General features: G+C 70.1%; 15 protein-coding genes. 9 read left to right on the forward strand and 6 right to left on the reverse strand.

The features are described 5' to 3' along the window. Positions 1-26 precede the first annotated feature (26 nt). Both ACIPXB_RS06060 and ACIPXB_RS06065 read left to right on the forward strand, forming a co-directional pair. Positions 27-959 (forward strand): NAD-dependent epimerase/dehydratase family protein, encoded by a 933-nt coding sequence (locus ACIPXB_RS06060; protein ID WP_401445101.1) that lies wholly within the window; start codon positions 27-29, stop codon positions 957-959. Positions 960-1,164: 205 nt separating this feature from the next. Continuing rightward, positions 1,165-1,641, forward strand: coding sequence for a cupin domain-containing protein (locus ACIPXB_RS06065; RefSeq protein ID WP_401445103.1), 477 nt, complete (start codon positions 1,165-1,167; stop codon positions 1,639-1,641). A 612-nt stretch (positions 1,642-2,253) separates the two neighbouring features. On the opposite strand, the gene ACIPXB_RS06070 is transcribed toward ACIPXB_RS06065, so the two are convergent. After that, complete coding sequence (locus ACIPXB_RS06070) at positions 2,254-2,592, reverse strand: MerR family transcriptional regulator (RefSeq protein WP_401445106.1); 339 nt, start codon at positions 2,590-2,592, stop codon at positions 2,254-2,256. Between the two features lie 890 nt (positions 2,593-3,482). Between ACIPXB_RS06070 and ACIPXB_RS06075 the strand changes: the two genes are divergently transcribed. Then, on the forward strand, positions 3,483-3,842 hold the full coding sequence (locus tag ACIPXB_RS06075) for a hypothetical protein (RefSeq protein WP_401445109.1): 360 nt from the start codon (positions 3,483-3,485) through the stop codon (positions 3,840-3,842). A 125-nt stretch (positions 3,843-3,967) separates the two neighbouring features. Here the strand turns inward: ACIPXB_RS06075 and ACIPXB_RS06080 are convergent, their stop codons facing one another. The 5 genes from ACIPXB_RS06080 to ACIPXB_RS06100 all read right to left on the reverse strand — a co-directional run bounded on the left by ACIPXB_RS06080 (position 3,968) and on the right by ACIPXB_RS06100 (position 8,561). Then, positions 3,968-4,279 carry an SCO5918 family protein gene (locus tag ACIPXB_RS06080; RefSeq protein ID WP_401445112.1) on the reverse strand — a complete coding sequence of 104 codons (312 nt, stop codon included), beginning with the start codon at positions 4,277-4,279 and terminating at the stop codon, positions 3,968-3,970. Positions 4,280-4,328: 49 nt separating this feature from the next. Further along, positions 4,329-4,733: a CBS domain-containing protein gene (locus ACIPXB_RS06085; protein ID WP_401445115.1), complete on the reverse strand. Its 405-nt coding sequence runs from the start codon at positions 4,731-4,733 to the stop codon at positions 4,329-4,331. 46 nt (positions 4,734-4,779) lie between these two features. Continuing rightward, positions 4,780-6,291: a DEAD/DEAH box helicase gene (locus tag ACIPXB_RS06090; RefSeq protein WP_401445118.1), complete on the reverse strand. Its 1,512-nt coding sequence runs from the start codon at positions 6,289-6,291 to the stop codon at positions 4,780-4,782. 250 nt (positions 6,292-6,541) lie between these two features. Next, positions 6,542-6,745 (reverse strand): cold-shock protein, encoded by a 204-nt coding sequence (locus tag ACIPXB_RS06095; RefSeq protein WP_401445121.1) that lies wholly within the window; start codon positions 6,743-6,745, stop codon positions 6,542-6,544. A 622-nt stretch (positions 6,746-7,367) separates the two neighbouring features. After that, positions 7,368-8,561 (reverse strand): PP2C family protein-serine/threonine phosphatase, encoded by a 1,194-nt coding sequence (locus ACIPXB_RS06100; RefSeq protein ID WP_401445124.1) that lies wholly within the window; start codon positions 8,559-8,561, stop codon positions 7,368-7,370. A gap of 492 nt (positions 8,562-9,053) precedes the next feature. Between ACIPXB_RS06100 and ACIPXB_RS06105 the strand changes: the two genes are divergently transcribed. The 6 genes from ACIPXB_RS06105 to crcB (ACIPXB_RS06130) all read left to right on the forward strand — a co-directional run bounded on the left by ACIPXB_RS06105 (position 9,054) and on the right by crcB (ACIPXB_RS06130) (position 15,000). Continuing rightward, positions 9,054-9,566, forward strand: a complete 513-nt coding sequence (locus ACIPXB_RS06105; RefSeq protein ID WP_401445127.1) for a DUF5994 family protein — start codon at positions 9,054-9,056, stop codon at positions 9,564-9,566. Positions 9,567-10,562: 996 nt separating this feature from the next. Further along, positions 10,563-10,931 (forward strand): hypothetical protein, encoded by a 369-nt coding sequence (locus ACIPXB_RS06110; RefSeq protein ID WP_401445130.1) that lies wholly within the window; start codon positions 10,563-10,565, stop codon positions 10,929-10,931. A 675-nt stretch (positions 10,932-11,606) separates the two neighbouring features. Further along, a complete protein-coding gene (locus ACIPXB_RS06115; RefSeq protein ID WP_401445132.1) occupies positions 11,607-12,977 on the forward strand; it encodes an FAD-binding oxidoreductase in 1,371 nt (456 codons plus the stop codon). 822 nt (positions 12,978-13,799) lie between these two features. Next, positions 13,800-14,285 carry a fluoride efflux transporter CrcB gene (gene crcB / locus ACIPXB_RS06120; protein ID WP_401445134.1) on the forward strand — a complete coding sequence of 162 codons (486 nt, stop codon included), beginning with the start codon at positions 13,800-13,802 and terminating at the stop codon, positions 14,283-14,285. Further along, complete coding sequence (locus tag ACIPXB_RS06125; protein WP_401445136.1) at positions 14,282-14,629, forward strand: DUF190 domain-containing protein; 348 nt, start codon at positions 14,282-14,284, stop codon at positions 14,627-14,629. Before crcB (ACIPXB_RS06120) ends, ACIPXB_RS06125 begins: the two co-directional genes overlap by 4 nt. Next, positions 14,626-15,000, forward strand: coding sequence for a fluoride efflux transporter CrcB (crcB, locus tag ACIPXB_RS06130; protein ID WP_401445138.1), 375 nt, complete (start codon positions 14,626-14,628; stop codon positions 14,998-15,000). Before ACIPXB_RS06125 ends, crcB (ACIPXB_RS06130) begins: the two co-directional genes overlap by 4 nt. Positions 15,001-15,697: the final 697 nt, after the last annotated feature.

Genomic DNA, 15,697 nt, shown 5'->3' on the forward strand with positions numbered 1-15,697 from the left:
CACCACCGCGACCAGGGGGTCCACCCGTGTCCTTGCACGTCATCGTCGGAGCCGGAGCCACCGGATCGGCCACCGCCCGCCTGCTGGCCGACGCCGGTGAGCGGGTCCGGCTCGTCACCCGCCGCGGCAGCGGCCCGGAGCACGAGCGGATCGACCGGGTCGCCGCCGACGCCACCGACACGGCGCGGCTCGCCGGGCTGATCCGCGGCGCGGCGGTGGTGTTCAACTGCGCGATGCCGCCGTACGACCGCTGGCCCGCCGAGTTCCCGCCGCTGGCCGCCGCCGTGCTGGCCGCGGCCGAACGGGCCGGCGCGGACTACGTCATGCTCGGCAACACGTACGGCTACGGACTCGTCTCCGGCCCCGTCACCGAGGACCTCCCCATGGCGCCGACGAGCATCAAGGGCGCGGTCCGGGCACGGATGTGGGAGGAAGCCCTCGCCGCCCACGACGCCGGCCGGGTCCGGGTGACGGAGGTCCGGGCCGCCGACCTCCTCGGCGCGGGCGCGCTCTCGCCGTTCACGCTCATGGTCGGCGCGCAGGTGCTGGCCGGCGCGCCCGCCGCCTACCCGGGTGACCTCGACGCCCCGCACAGCTGGACCTACACCGGCGACGCGGCGCGCGCCCTCGTCGCCGCGGCGGGCAGCGAGCGGTCCTGGGGCCGGGCCTGGCACGTGCCCTCCACCTCCGAGGTGCCGGTACGCGAACTCGCCGCGCGCCTGGCCACGTCGGCCGCCGCACCCGAACCGAGGCTGCTCCGTATGACGCCCGCGGAGCTGGAGCGGATCGGGCGGACCGACACGGTCATGGCGGAGTTCCCCGAGATGCTCTACCTGTACGACCGGCCCAGCATCCTCGACGCCACCGCCACGACCCGCTCCCTGGGCGTCACCCCCACCCGCCTCGACGAGGTGCTCACCGAGATGGCCAGGGAACACGCCGCGGCCGACCGGGCCTAGCCTCTTCGACCGGGCGGGGACCGGGGCGCTCGGCGAGCCGTCGACGGTGATCGCGGCTTCGAGGCCGACGGCGTCGTCCTCGCCGTGCCGAATGGCGACCGGATCGCGTGGTGGCAGCCAGAAGAGCCCAGGGCTCTGGGATGGTTGACGTGGGCTGGCGCAAAGACTGCGACCGTGTCACGCCCTCGTCGACCGGGAGACAAGTATGACCATCAAGGACATCGGACCGGACCCTCAAAGCTTCGACCTCGAGAAGGCGACGCTCGAGAACACGAACTACCGCGCGGTCGCCTGGTCCGGGAAGTACCTTCAGCTGACGCTCATGTCGATCCCGGTGGGTGAGGACATCGGCTTGGAGGCGCACCCGGAGACTGACCAATTCCTACGACTCGACGCAGGGCGGGGCCGCGTCCAGATGGGCAGTACGAAGGATCGGCTCGACTTCGACCGGGAGGTCGAGGACGGCTGGGCCGTCTTCGTACCCGCCGGCACGTGGCACAACGTCACCAACATCGGTGACGAGACCCTGCAGCTCTACGCCGTGTACGCGCCGGTCCACCACGCGTCGGGCAAGATCCATGCGACATCCGCCGACGCGGAGCGCGACGAGGACTCGGGCAACGACGCGCCGCCGAGCTGGTCGGTCCAACCTGCCCGACAGCCATCGGACGAGCACGCCTGACCGGCGAGGTCGACCGGGAACGTGCTCGCGTTCGCCCCCGGGGATGTACTCGGTCATCACCTCGGCCATCACCTCGGCCATGACCCGTGCGATGGGCCGCCTGCGCGCGACGCCCTCCCTGAACCTTCCGCTCACTCCGCCCGCTCCGCCGACGGCCCGCGCACCGCCGCATCGCCGCCACCGTCCTCTGGTGTCCGGCCGGCACCCTGCCCTGGATCGTCTCGGCGGCAGCCCTCGCGCTCGTGGGCCCGAGGGCACTGTGGGCCGGAACACCCGACGCGTTCCTCGCCCTGGGTGCGGCGACTGCCGCCGGGACCGCCCGCTGGATTCGACGGCGAGCAACGCCTCTCCGGCCTCCTCGGGGGAGGTCTTCATCACCTCGCGGGCGGCGCCTGCCTGGATCACCATCACGCCGACGTCGTGCGTGACCGAGGCGACGCCGGAGTGCCGCGTGGTCTCAGGTCGCGGTGTGCTCAGAGCAGACCGCGGTCCATGAGGTCATGCGTGGGGGGCGATGGACCGGCCTCTGCCGATGAAGCAGTACTCCGGGATGATCCGAACGTGCCTACGGGGCCTGACCTTCGGTCGATGCCGACGGGGGGCGGACTCACCTCAAGCCGAGTCTGGTGGCCCGTCGGATGCGGCGGCGCGGCGGTATTCGGCGTTGATGCGCTGGGCCTCCTCGAGCTGGTCTTCGAGGATGATGATGCGGCAGGCGGCCTCGATCGGTGTGCCCTGGTCGACGAGTTCGCGGGCACGTGCGGCGATGCGCAACTGGTAGCGGGAGTAGCGGCGGTGGCCGCCCTCCGAGCGCAGCGGGGTGATCAGGCGGGCCTTGCCGATGGCGCGGAGGAAGCCTTGTGTGGTGCCGAGCATCTCGGCGGCCCGGCCCATCGTGTAGGCGGGGTAGTCGTCGTCGTCGAGACGGCCGTACGAGTCATCTGCTGTCATTTGCACCTCTCTGGGAAACGCGTTGAGGGGCCCTGGTGCCGTACTGGCACCAGGGCCCCGAAGGAACTTCTACACCACCTGCCGGCCCTGATACTGCGCCGGCGTTCTGTGTCCGCGCGCCCGACCTGGTTGCTGTCGGGGGTGCGGGGATCGCGGTTGCTTGACCGGAGACCACCTCACTATCGATGTCCTGCGGTACCCGGGCTCAGACGTACGCCCGGGCGATCCTGATGGCGCGGGTTCCTCCGTTCTTCCTCGGTGATCAACTGCTTACTACGGGGAACTGCGTACTGCGGGTGTGCGTACTGCACTCACGGGTACCGCACCTGCCATGACCGCGGTCCCGCTTGCGGCGGCCCCTGATCACTGCGGGCCACCCGGTCCGGCCGCCAGTCCCGTCGCCGTCCTGCGAAAACCCTGGCTTCGAAACTCCACCGCCGCACCGTCCTGCTCACTGCGACTACCTGTACTGCCGGCCGGCAGTTCGTCTCTGCCAGGCCTTGCTGTCCTTCTGGGCTACGACAGAAACCATAACCATGCCAACGTCCAATGTCTACTCCGGTCAACATAGATTTCCGCGTGTCCGGTGATCAGGTAATCGACCTCGAACGGTGACGCGGAGGGCCGCGGGGCGGTCACTGTCAGGTTGACCAGCGCATATCGGGGCACACGCCATGGGCGGGCAGGGACCGGTTCTGACGGGTACGGACAGGGGGACCGACTGCCCTGCGCATTCCGTTCGCCCCTACGCGTGACAGCGCCCGGCGCTTCTTCGCAAGGCGACCCCGGTCACACGGCGTGCCTCTGGTGGGAAGACGGTGACGGCCCGTCCCGCCCAGTGGCACGACCGGTTGAGGGGACGGGGTGACCCGTGAATAGGATCGGCTCTCATGTCGAAGCTTGACGAGCTGCTCGTTGACGTCGCCACGCTGGTGGAGTCCGGGCAGAGCAATCAGATGTCCATGACCGTGGTCACCGGTGGAGCTGTCATCACCGGTCGGCTGGCGCCCGAAGCGGTGTGGAGGCAGCGGGTCTCGGAGGTCCTGGCGGACTCCGCCCGCCTGGGAGAGTTCTCCGCGGTCTTCGCTGCTACGACGCGGAGGGACGGACCGCCCGCGTATCTGCACTTCCACATGGCGCGGATCCTTCAGGGCACGGTGGGGATCCCGGAGACGGGCGGGATGTACCGCGTCTCGATCGCGGACGTCAGCGCCTGGACCATGGGCGACTTCAGCTACTCCGATCACTGACCTGCGGCCGTGGAGAAACCTGCCCACCGATACGCCAGAGGCCCGACCGGCGGGTGCTGGCGGGTGCCGGTCGGGCCCTTTTGGTTGTTCGGGTGTGTCAGCTCACGTTCGCCCGTGGGCCACGGTCAGGCCGCCGCCGGGGTGCCGAGCATCGCGGCGGCGTGCTGGAACGGGTCGGGGGCGCGGGTGGGCGCGGTCTTCTGGGGGAGGCCGCGGCAGGTGAAGCCGAGCTTGGTCATGGCGCGGAGGACTTCACCCGCGCTGAAGTCGCGACGGTCCTGGCGGGTGATGACCTGGCCGACCTGCTTGACGGGGTAGGTGCGGCGGCCGATGATCACGGACTCGCCGACGACCTCCTCGGGCTTGACGCCCTTCATGGAGTCCAGGACGCCGCTCTTGGTGAGGTCGAAGGGGAAGCGGGCGATGACGCAGCGCATGATGCCTCACAGGGAGAGGAAGGGGATGGTTCCGCCGTGGTGAGGCGGTTCACGCGAGGACGAGGGCGGGCGCGTGGGCGCCCGGAGTGCCGTCCTGTTCGCCCACGCCGGACGAGGTGACGACCCTGGGACGTACGGCCCGCCCGATCGTCACGGCGGTGGCCGAGGTGAGCGGCCCGCCGTCGCCGCAGAGGTCGCGCAGCTGGAGCCGGTCCGTGTAGGTGGGGCCTTCACGGACGGTGGTGAGCTGGGCCCGGGTGACCAGGCCGGTGCGCTGATCATCGCTGTCGCAGACGAGCAGGTGCGCGGTGTGGGCCCCGGCCATGACGGCCAGGGCCACCTCCACGGTCATGTCGTCGTAGACCCGCGGTCCGGCCGTGTCCACGGCGTCGGCCGCCGTCAGGTGCGCGGGGGCGGGGTGCGTCGGGCGGGGCTGCATCTGGACCAGCGTCACAACGTGCCTCCTGCAGAGATGGGTCAGCTTCCGGATCACGTACGGCTCAGGCCGCCACGTCGCCGGCGGAACGTCGTCCGCCGGCGCGCCTCGCCGCCGAGGCGGGCCCGCGCCGACCGCGGGAGGCCGAGCCGCGTGTGCGCTGCTCGGCCGGCGGCGCGGTGATCGTCACGGGGATGCCGGAAGGGGTCCGGGCACCCGTGATCCGGCGCAGCGCCTCCTCGCCGGAGCGGACCTGGGTGGTCTCGGGCACGATGCCGGCGGCCGCCATGAGACGAGTCATGTCGCGGCGCTGGTTGGCGGTGACCAGGGTGACGACGCGGCCGGACTCGCCGGCCCGGGCGGTCCGGCCGCCGCGGTGGAGATAGTCCTTGTGGTCGGTCGGCGGGTCCACGTTGACGACGAGGTCGAGGTTGTCGACGTGGATGCCGCGTGCCGCGACGTTCGTGGCGACCAGGACGGTGACGTGCCCGGCCTTGAACCGGGAGAGGGTGCGGGTGCGCTGCGGCTGCGACTTCCCGCCGTGCAGGGCGGCGGCCCGGACACCGCAGTGGAGGAGGTCCTCGGCGAGGCGGTCCACGGCGTGCTTGGTGTCCAGGAACATGATCACCCGGCCGTCGCGCGCCGCGATCTCGGTCGTCAGCCGCTGCTTGTCAGCGCCGTGCACGTGCAGGATGTGGTGCTCCATCGTGGTGACCGCGCCCTGTGAGGGGTCCACGGAGTGGACGACGGGGTCGGTGAGGTAGCGGCGGACCAGGAGGTCGACGTTGCGGTCCAGGGTCGCGGAGAACAGCATGCGCTGGCCCTCGGGGCGGACCTGGTTCAGGAGCGCGGTGACCTGGGGCATGAAGCCCATGTCGGCCATCTGGTCGGCCTCGTCGAGGACGGTGATCGCGACCTGGTTCAGCCGGCAGTCACCGCGGTCGATGAGGTCCTTGAGGCGGCCGGGGGTGGCCACGACGACTTCGACGCCGTTGCGCAGAGCGTTCGCCTGCCGGCCGATCGGCATCCCGCCGACGACGGTCGCCAGGCGCAGCTTCACGGCGCGGGCGTAGGGCGTGAGCGCCTCGGTGACCTGCTGGGCGAGTTCCCGGGTGGGGACGAGGACCAGCGCCAGCGGCTGACGGGGCTCGGCGAGCTGTCCGGCGGTGCGGGCCAGCAGGGCCAGGCCGAAGGCGAGGGTCTTGCCGGAGCCGGTCCGGCCGCGGCCCAGGACGTCGCGGCCCGCCAGGGAGTTCGGCAGGGTCGCGCCTTGGATGGGGAACGGGACGGACACGCCCTCCGCGGTGAGCGCGGCCAGGATGCGCCGGTCCAGGGCCAGGTCGGCGAAGGCCTCGACGGCGGGCAGCGCCGGAGTGATCGTCTTCGGCGGGGCGAACTCCCCCTGCATGGCGGCGGGACGCCTGCCGTATCCGCCCGACCGGCTCGGACCTCCTGATCGGCTCGCGGCGGACGAACCGGAGCGACCGCCCCGGCCCGTTCCGGCGGAGGAGCTGTACGTGTGGCCGCCGTTGCGGCGGGTGCGGGAGGAACGGCCGTTCGTGCGTGTGGGGTTCATACAGAACCTTCCTTGATACGGCGCGTATCGAGGACCCGGCAGCGGATGAACAGCGTTGGGAATCACCGGAACGGGCCGAATGAAATGCGAAAGCAGGCAGCCTGGCTCAGGACAAAGAAATAATCGGCGCAAGCGGGCGAGCGAAAGAAATGCGAGAGGCGCAGGTGCACGTGAAAACCCTGCGAAATGCATGCAGCTGGGGCCCGCACCCCGAGGGATGCGGGCCCCAGCTACGTATTACGCGTCAGCGTCAGGCGGAAACGATGTTCTCGGCCGTCGGGCCCTTCTGGCCCTGCGCGATGTCGAAGGAGACCTTCTGGCCCTCCTGGAGCTCGCGGAAGCCCTGGGAGGCGATGTTGGAGAAATGGGCGAACACGTCAGGGCCGCCACCGTCCTGCTCGATGAAGCCGAAACCCTTTTCCGCGTTGAACCACTTCACGGTGCCAGTAGCCATGTCATATCTCCTTGGGGCAGTACGACGGAATCCGTACCGTACGGACGCCGTGTCGCCGCGATGATGCCCTGCCCGGAAAATGACCGGAAATACAAAGCGCTTCCGTGCGGCACGCGGCCGACGGGAGGCGCTTGAAGTTTTTGGGTACCAAAACTGCAACTGGTTCGACAGTAGCACGTCACCGCGGTCCGTGTGCCGCGAATATTTCTCCCTGTGTGGCGCCGGTAAAATCTCTGCCCGCGATGGACGTTAGAACCTCAGGCCGCGAACACAGGTATTCGTGCACTCCGAATTCGGCGATTCGGAAGCGAGGCGGTCGGCGGGCGGGCCTGTCGGCAGGTCGTCGGAACCTGCGTCAGCGGGTCGGAGCCCGGGGGAGTCCCCGAGCGGTCTGGAAAACGACGAAGGCCCAGGTCGCTCGACCTGGGCCTCCGTGCACGAGCGGATGACGGGAATCGAACCCGCGCCATAAGCTCGGGAATCACCTCGGGTTGAGTCGTCATACGGCCTCTGACCTGCGGACACAGTCATGCGGGTCCCTTGGTGCCGGGCTTCGGGCCTACCCTTCCTGCCCGCAGTTTCCTGTCCGCAGTTCACCGGCACGCTGGGGCACGGACCTCCGTCAGCCGTGCCACTCGAACAGGACGAGCGTGGCATCGTCCGAGGTGGTTTCACCGCGCGCCCGTTTGAGGGTGTGGGACAGCTCCCGGGCCACGGTGCGGATCCCCTGGTCGTCCCCTTCCAGCCGGTTCACCCAGTCGATCAGCTGCTCCTCGCCGAACTGCTCCTGCCCGTTGGCGTGTTCCTCGACGAGGCCGTCGGTGAAGCAGAGGACGCGGTCGCCCGGCTCCAGTGTCACCGCGCTGACCTGCGGCTGGTCCCCTCCGAAGCCGACGGGGAGGGTCGTGGGACTCTCCAGGCGGCCCACGACGCGGTGGGCGCGGACCAGCATCGGCGCGGGATGTCCCGCGTTGACCCACTGGAGCCGGCCCGTCTCCGTGTCCAGGCGCATCATCTGGGCGGTCACGAAGTGGTCCGGGTCGAACTGCTCGGCGACGGCCCGGTCCATGAAGAGGTAGATCTCCGACAGCTCGATGCTGATCCTGCGGGCGTGGCGGTAGGCGCCGATGGCCACGGTGGCCATGGTGGCCGCGTCGAGGCCGTGCCCCATGGCGTCGATCATGGCGAGGTGCAGGATGTCGCCGTTCAGGGCGTAGTCGAAGCTGTCCCCGGCCACGTCGTAGGCAGGCTCCAGGACTCCGGCCACCGCGACGTGCGGCATCACCATCGAGAGCGGGGGCAGCAGCGACCACTGGATCTCAGCGGCCACGCTCATCGGTTCGCTGCGCCGGGTCCGGAAGAACAGGTCGGTGTAGCCGTTCTTGGTGTGCATCAAGTCGGCCGTGAGGCCCGCGATCCTGCGCAGGATGCGACGCTCGTCGCGGCCGGCGCGGTCGAGGGTGACCGAGAGGACCCCCACCTGGTCGCCGCCGTCCAGCAGGGGCAGGTGGACCCGTACGCCGTCGGCCGCCGGGACTTCCCAAGGGCGCGACTCCACAAAGCACCGGCCGGCATCGGACCGGTCGATGGGCTGCGGACCCCCGGCCCCCGCTCCGGGCAGGGGGACCAGGTTCTGCTGGCCGTAGTCCTGGAGCAGGATCTGGGGGTCGCGGCCGCCCAGCCGGGCCACCGCCTCCGCGACGAGCGGGGCGACCAGGTGCGGCGGTAGCCCGTGTGCCCGGTCCAGGAGCAGCCCGAGCAGCCCCTCCCCGAAGCATTCGGAGCGGTCCGGGGTCCCGCGACCTCCGACGGCCATCCTGGTGCCTCCAACCGGGCCGGGCACGGGCACCGGCCACGCGGGCGGTACCGGCTCCAGGATCCCCTCGGGCGGCCGGGCACGCCACATGACCGGCGCTCCTCCAAGGGCTCAGTGCCGGTTCGCGCCCGGCTTCGACCTGACGCCGGAGCAACCCCCGGATCAGGTCGAACCCCTGCACCACTTCCCAGGACGCAACCCGGACCCGCCCCCGGGCCACCCGCGGCAGCCCGGCTTCTCGTGTTCGCCGGGAACGACACCTGCGGGGAAGCCGGTGTGCGAAGTGCTTCCGGTACCTCCGCTGTGCGCACGCCCGTTCCGTGGCCTCCGACCCGCCGCGACCAGGCATTTTCCCGACCGGGCGGGTGCGCTGCGCCAGGCGGCGCAGCGGCTGCGGGAGTACCGTGGAAGCACGGCAGCGCCGCGCCCGCGCGCCGGTGCACCTTCAGGCACCGCCCGAGGGCGGCCGCACCCGTGGACGGGCGGACCGATATGGCTGACGCCGACACACCGCACGGGCCTCCGGTGCCCGCGCCCCCGATGGTCCTGCCGGACGCGGTCCACACTGCGGTCCGGCCCGGCACCGCCCTGCTGCGGCTGGAGACCACCGGTTCCCGTGAGGGGGTCCTCGACGGTGCGTGGTGGCCGCGTTCACGTGACGTCCTGGGCGAGCTCCCCGCGCTGATCGGCGTCCTCACCGAGCACCTCGGCCCCATAACCCGGGTAGGTCTGGACGCCTCCGCCTGGAACGGCCTGCCCACCCGACTGGTCGTCGACGGCCGCGTCGTCCACCTCGACTCCGACCCCGTCGGGGACGACACGGTCCTCATCACCCGCGGCGACAAGGACCACTTCGCCCTTCTGGTGGTGCCCCCCGGCACCACACCCGACGCCGCCCGCACCGCCATGGCCCGCGCCGTCAACGCCGACAACACCACCTCGGCCGCCGAGATCCTCATCGCCCCCGTACCGCCCCCCGGACCCGGCCGAGAAGCGCCGGCCTGACCGGGACGACCACCCGCCAACGCCTGACGACCCGCCCACTCCACGGAGCACGTCACCGACCCTCTGGCAGGAGTCGACTCTGTGCCGTGCGCGGCGGGCGCGTTTCTCCGGGTTCGGCGTGAAGAGAGCCTGCCGTCCCGGGTGGTACGTGCCGACGACCTTCAGACTGCGTTCACGGACCGCTCCGGGGTGCGTCTTGAGCAGGCGGCGCCACGCGTCCTGGGCTTCGCTGCCCTGCAGGAGCACGACCTCGACCTTCGGCATCAGCCCCAGCAACTGCTTGAGGACCTCGACGCCGGCCTGGAGCTCGGCCGCCTTCGGCGAGCGGTTGATGTACCAGGGGTAGGCGTTCCACGGGGTGACGTCCCGCGGCGCGATCCCCGCCCCGTCGAAGAGCTGGACCTGGAGCTCCGCTGTCGGGTCGGGGAATCACCCGGCACTCAAGGGCCTGCATAGCCTCTGACCTGCTGAGATGATGGCCGGGAGTCGCGTAGGAGCGGGCCTGTCGGCCCCTCTGTTGGCCGCTGTTTACCGCCTCTGCCGGCACGTTGTGGCACGGCCGGCGGCGTTCGCGCGGCTCCTGTCTGCCGTGAGGTAACCCCTGGACGCCCGGCGCCCGTGCGCTTCAGGGTTCGGCTTCCACCCATGTGCATGGTGCGTCGCTTCTCCCGGCTCGGTCCTCCAGCGGGAGAGTCCCATAGCGTCACGTCATGGTGACGGTTTACGCTCGGGTTGTGCGAGCCGCCAGTGAACCCTGACCGACGACGAGAAGGCCGATCTGGACGACGCCCTCAAGGCCGTCCGCCGGGCCGAGCAGGCCCTTGCGCGGGCGCAGGCGCACCTCAATCGCACGGTGGGCCGGATCGGCTCCGCCGACCGCTATGGGCAGAAAGCTGCGGCAGGCCGCCGCGTCGGCTGGTCCCGCCAGCACGTCACCACCCTTGCCAACGCCTACCGTGCGGGCGAACTTGGCGAGGAGGAGAGGACCGAAGCCGCATGAGCACCGCGCCCCAGCCGTCCACTGTCCCGCAGCCGCCCGCTCAGCCCGAGGCGATCCGCGCCGCCCTCGCCCAGGTGGCCCCGCACCTGCTTGCCGACTTCGACCGCGACCGCGCGGCCAGCACCGCCCGCGCACGCGCCGAGGTTTCCGCCATCCCCCTCCGCACCTTCACGGAGGCGTGGGCCGTCGAGGTGGCCACTGCCCGGCACCCGGAGACCGCCGCTCGACTCCACGTGCTGGAGGCCCGCGCCGGAGAGGTCACCGACCTCGGCGAGGCCCGGGACATCGCCGCCGAGATCAGCCGCATCCGCAACGCCGCCGCCACCGAGGCCGGCCTCCGTACCGCCGGCGGGGCTGCCCGGTGACCTCGGCATCGACCCGTCCGAACTCGGCGACCCCGCCCCCGGTACGGCTCGTCGTCACGTGCTCGCCTCCGGCGGGTGGTTCGAGACCCAGGCTCTCCCGCGGATGAGGCCGCGCCTTCTGGCCGTGGTCCTGGTCGTCCCGCCGCCGCACTTGCTCCGACGCGAGAAGGGCAGGCGGTGCGGGGGTGGTGCGCGGTGCCAGGAAGGCGTGGACAACGTCGAAGCCCCAGGTCGGTGACCTGGGGCTTCGACGTGGAGCGGATGACGGGAATCGAACCCGCTCTATAGGCTTGGGAATCAACGACGCCATAGCGCCGTGTAAGGCGCTGACCTGCCACTTCGCCCGCCGGGGTCGGTTTCCGAGGGTGCGCCTGGCGCCAGCGGTGACCGTTGTTCACCGCTCTGAAGGGCACGGTTGGGGCACGCCGGGTTGGAGCGGTGTCACGGCCGGGGAGCAGGGCCGGCGCCTGGGTGCCGCCGCCCCAGATGTCCTCCGCCACCTCCCGAGCCGCCGAGTTGAGCCTCCGTCTCAGCGGCGTAGCGTGGAATCAGATCAGCCCGAGAGGCAAATGGGGCGCACGGCTTGGCCGGGAGTGAAGGCCGACCGGTGCGTGGGGCCGTGCCCTCCGGATCACGCGGCAATGACGCGCGAGGAGTGACGCGCGAGGAGTGACTATGGGCAACTCATCGATCGAACAGCTGCGGGAACGAGTACGGGGGGCAGTGGTCACCCCTGACAGCGACGGCTATGACGAGGCACGCAAGGTCTACAACGCCATGGTCGACCGGCGCCCGGCTGCGGTCGTGCACTGCGTCAACGCGGGCGATGTCATGGCCACGGTCGGCTTCGCGAGGGACAACGCGCTGGATCTCGCGGTGCGTGGCGGTGGGCACAGCGTGCCCGGCTTCGGGACCTGCGACGACGGCGTGGTCGCCGACCTGTCCGGTATGCGAGGCGTGCGCGTTGATCCCGAGCGGCGGACCGCGCGTGTGGATGGCGGAGCGACCTGGGGCGACTTCAACGCGGCGGCGCACGCGTTCGGTCTGGCGACCACGGGCGGGATCATCTCCACGACCGGTGTCGCGGGGCTCACCCTCGGTGGCGGCATCGGCTATCTCGCCCGCGGCCTGGGTCTGAGCTGCGACAACCTGATCTCGGCCGATGTGGTGACCGCGGACGGCACGCTCCTCGTGGCGAGCGAGAAGGAACACGACGACCTGTTCTGGGCCATCCGGGGTGGCGGCGGCAACTTCGGCGCGGTGACCTCGTTCGAGTTCCAGCTCAGTCCGGTCAAGGACATCTACGGTGGGCCCCTCCTCTACGAGTTGGAGGACGCCGGCACGGTTCTGCGCGCGTTCCGTGAACTCATCGCCGACGCCCCGGAGGAACTAGGCGGGTTCCCCGCCTTCCAGATCGCCCCTCCACTGCCCTTCATCCCAGAGAACCGGCACGGCGACACCTTCATCCTGATCGTGGCGTGCTGGGCCGGACCGATGGACGAGGGAGAGCGCGCGGTCCAGCGGTTCCGCGACATCGCGCCGGTGGTCGCCGAGCACGTCGGCCCGATGCCGTATCCGGCGCTCAACAGCGCGTTCGACGCGCTGGTACCACCCGGCCTGCAGCACTACTGGAAGGCCAACTTCGTCACCGAGCTGAGTGACGCGGCGATCACGGCGCATCTTGAGTACGGGCCTCGGCTACCCGCCGTCAGCTCGACCGTGCACATCTACCCGATCAACGGCGCCTGCCACCGCGTGGCATCGGACGCGACGGCCTTCGCCTACCGGAACGCCACGTTCGCTACCGTCATCGCCGGAATGTGGCCGGACCCCGCCGACAACGAGGCCAACATCGCCTGGGTGCGCGACTACTACCAGGCGACCGCCCCGCACTCGGAGGAGGGCGGGTACATCAACTTCATGGCCGAAGACGACCAGGACCGGATCAGGGCCAACTACCGTGGCAACTACGAACGCCTTGTCGAGGTCAAGAAGGTGTACGACCCTGGCAATCTGTTCCATGTGAACCAGAACATCAAGCCGTAGCGCCGTTCGAGCCCGCTGCACACGGTGGCCGCAATGCGCTCCCATCGGCCCTGGGGTGCGTGTATGCCCTGACCTGCGGAAACAATCCCTTCCTGCTCGGATCTGGCCGCCTCGTCGGCCCTTTTTGCTGACCGCTGTTCACCGCCCCTACTGGCACGTTATGGCACGGCTTCCCGTGCGAGTCAGGCGAGGCGCTGGCCGATGCGGGCGATGTCTGGCCGGACATCTCGGGTGGCGCGCGGGGCGAGATGCCGTTCAGTGTCGGGCGGGAGGTGGTGCACAGGTGGTGCGCGGCTTCCGAGTCGGTCTGGACAACGACGAAGGCCCAGGTCTCTGACCTGGGCCTTCGCGGAAGAGCGAATGACGGGAATCGAACCCGCGCTATAAGCTTGGGAATCAATGACGCCACGGGTGTCGATATGGCTTCTGACCTGGGGATACGGTCGGCTGTAAGGACTGTGGCGGGAGTCTTTCCAGACCTCTGTCGACCGTTGTTCGCCGCCCTGAAGGGCACGGATGGGGCACGCCCGTGCCTGGTGTCTCGGCGAAGGCGGCAGTTGCCCTGGATCTCGGTGCGTCCGTGGGTCGGACAGGTGGAACCGGACCGCTGCGTCGCACGAGCAATCGCGCGTTGTCGGTGACCGGCTTTGGCGAGCGGAGAGGGTCGGCCGCTAGTCTGGTGGGAGCGGTGGTCTCGTGGGGTTGCCGCGTGGCGGTGGGGCCCGCCGTACCCGAACCGCGGCATCCGCGCCGCCAACGGTCCCTACTTGCGATGGTCTGTGCCCGGGTTGCGGGTGCCCTGCAGGTAGGAGATGCGTATCCATGGGAGTTCCTTCGTCCAGGCTGGCAGGCGAACCCGCCGTCCCTGATGTCGATCTGTCCGCCGGCGGGCGCAGACGTGACCTGGCCCGGGAACTGGTGCCGGTCGTCGCGGTGGTGGCGCTCGGAGGTGCGATCGGGGCGTCGGCCCGGTACGGGGCCTCGCTGATATGGCCGACCGTGGCGGGCGGCTTTCCGTGGACGACTCTGGCCGTCAATGCCGTCGGATGCGCGGTGATCGGCGTATTCATGGTCGTGATCACGGATCTGTGGTCGGCACACCGGCTGGTGCGGCCGTTCTTCGGCACCGGTGTGCTGGGCGGTTTCACGACGTTCTCGACGTACGCGGTGGACATCCAGAAGCTGGCGGTCGGAGGACAGGCCCGTACGGGGCTGGCGTACCTGGTCCTGACGGTCGTCGCGGCGCTGGTGGCGGTGTGGACCGCGGTGTGGGTGACCCGCCGCGTACTGGCATGGAGGCAGCGATGACCAGGCTGACGGGCAGGGCCCTGCGAGTGACGATCTTCGTCGGGGAGACCGATCTGTGGCACCACAAGCCGGTGTACACGGAGATCGTGCACCGGGCGCGTAAAACCGGGCTCGCGGGCGCGAGCGTGTTCCGGGGGATCGAGGGCTTCGGGGCCTCGTCGCTGATCCACACGCAGCGGCTGCTGTCGCTGAGCGAGGACCTGCCGGTGGCGGTCGTCATCGTTGATGCCGAGGACAAGATCCGTGCGTTCCTGCCGGAGCTCGATGAGCTGGTGGACGAGGGGCTGGTGATCCTCGACGACTGCGAGGTCATCCGGTACGTGGGCCGGGAGAAGGCCAAGTGAACTGGCTGCTGGTGGTCCTCGGTGCGGCGGTCGGTGCCCCGCTGCGGTTCTTGACCGACCGGGCGGTGCAGAGACGGCACGACACCGTCTTCCCCTGGGGCACCTTCACCGTGAACGTGTTCGGCTGCCTGCTGCTGGGTCTGGTCACCGGGGCGGTGACCGCCGGGGCGGCGCCCTCGCAGGTGCAACTGCTGATCGGGACAGGCCTGTGCGGGGCGCTGACCACGTACTCGACGTTCTCGTACGAGACGCTGCGGCTGGTCGAGGACGGCGCGAAACTCTACGCGGCCGTCAACGTGATCGTCAGCGTGGTCGTCGGCCTTGGCGCGGTCTTCCTGGGAGTGGCCCTCGCCGAGGCCCTCTGGGCGTGAGGCCCAGCCGCGCTCACCGCGAGTACCGGGCCGAGGCGGTCAGGCCGGTGGTGGGCTGCGGCGTGTGTCAGTCCGCAGGCGCCTCCGGGGGTTTGGCGCGGTGCGTCAGAGGCCCTGATTGGCCCGCCATTGTTCTGTTCGCCGGTTCCTGTTGGCGGTGGTCTGCGACTACATGACCGGACGGCCGTCGGAATATGGCAACGGGCGCGGCCATTTGCGCGGTGGCGTGAAGCAGCCTTCCGCCCTCCCGTCCACGTCGGACGACCGGGTATGGATGGCAGCCCTGCCCGGGAGCGGCTGTTCGCGACCGGATCGTCAGATCATGGTGATGGGGGACGGGACCACATGGAAACCGTGGAACGCGTACGTGAACGGATCGCCGCACATCGGCGCGAACTATGCGCCGAGCTCGCGGTCTCGATCGCGAGCTCGCGCGGCTCGATAGGACCGTCACCGTCTCCTATGGGTGGACGTCGAACAGCGGCCCCGGCAAGAGGGGCACCGCGTACCACCGCGACGAGCCCGGTGGCCAGTACCCGAGGTGTTTGCCCGGGGGCCACGAGAAGATCACTCTGTACGAGGCACTTCAGGCAGGGATGAATGCCTGTGGGAAGTGCCGCCCGTAGTCGCGTCGAACTACATCGCGAGGGCCGACTCAGCCGTGTACCGGGGTTGCGGGCGCTCCGGCAGGCAGTGA

The organism is Streptomyces sp. NPDC090022 (assembly GCF_044748145.1).
Lineage (GTDB): Bacteria > Actinomycetota > Actinomycetes > Streptomycetales > Streptomycetaceae > Streptomyces.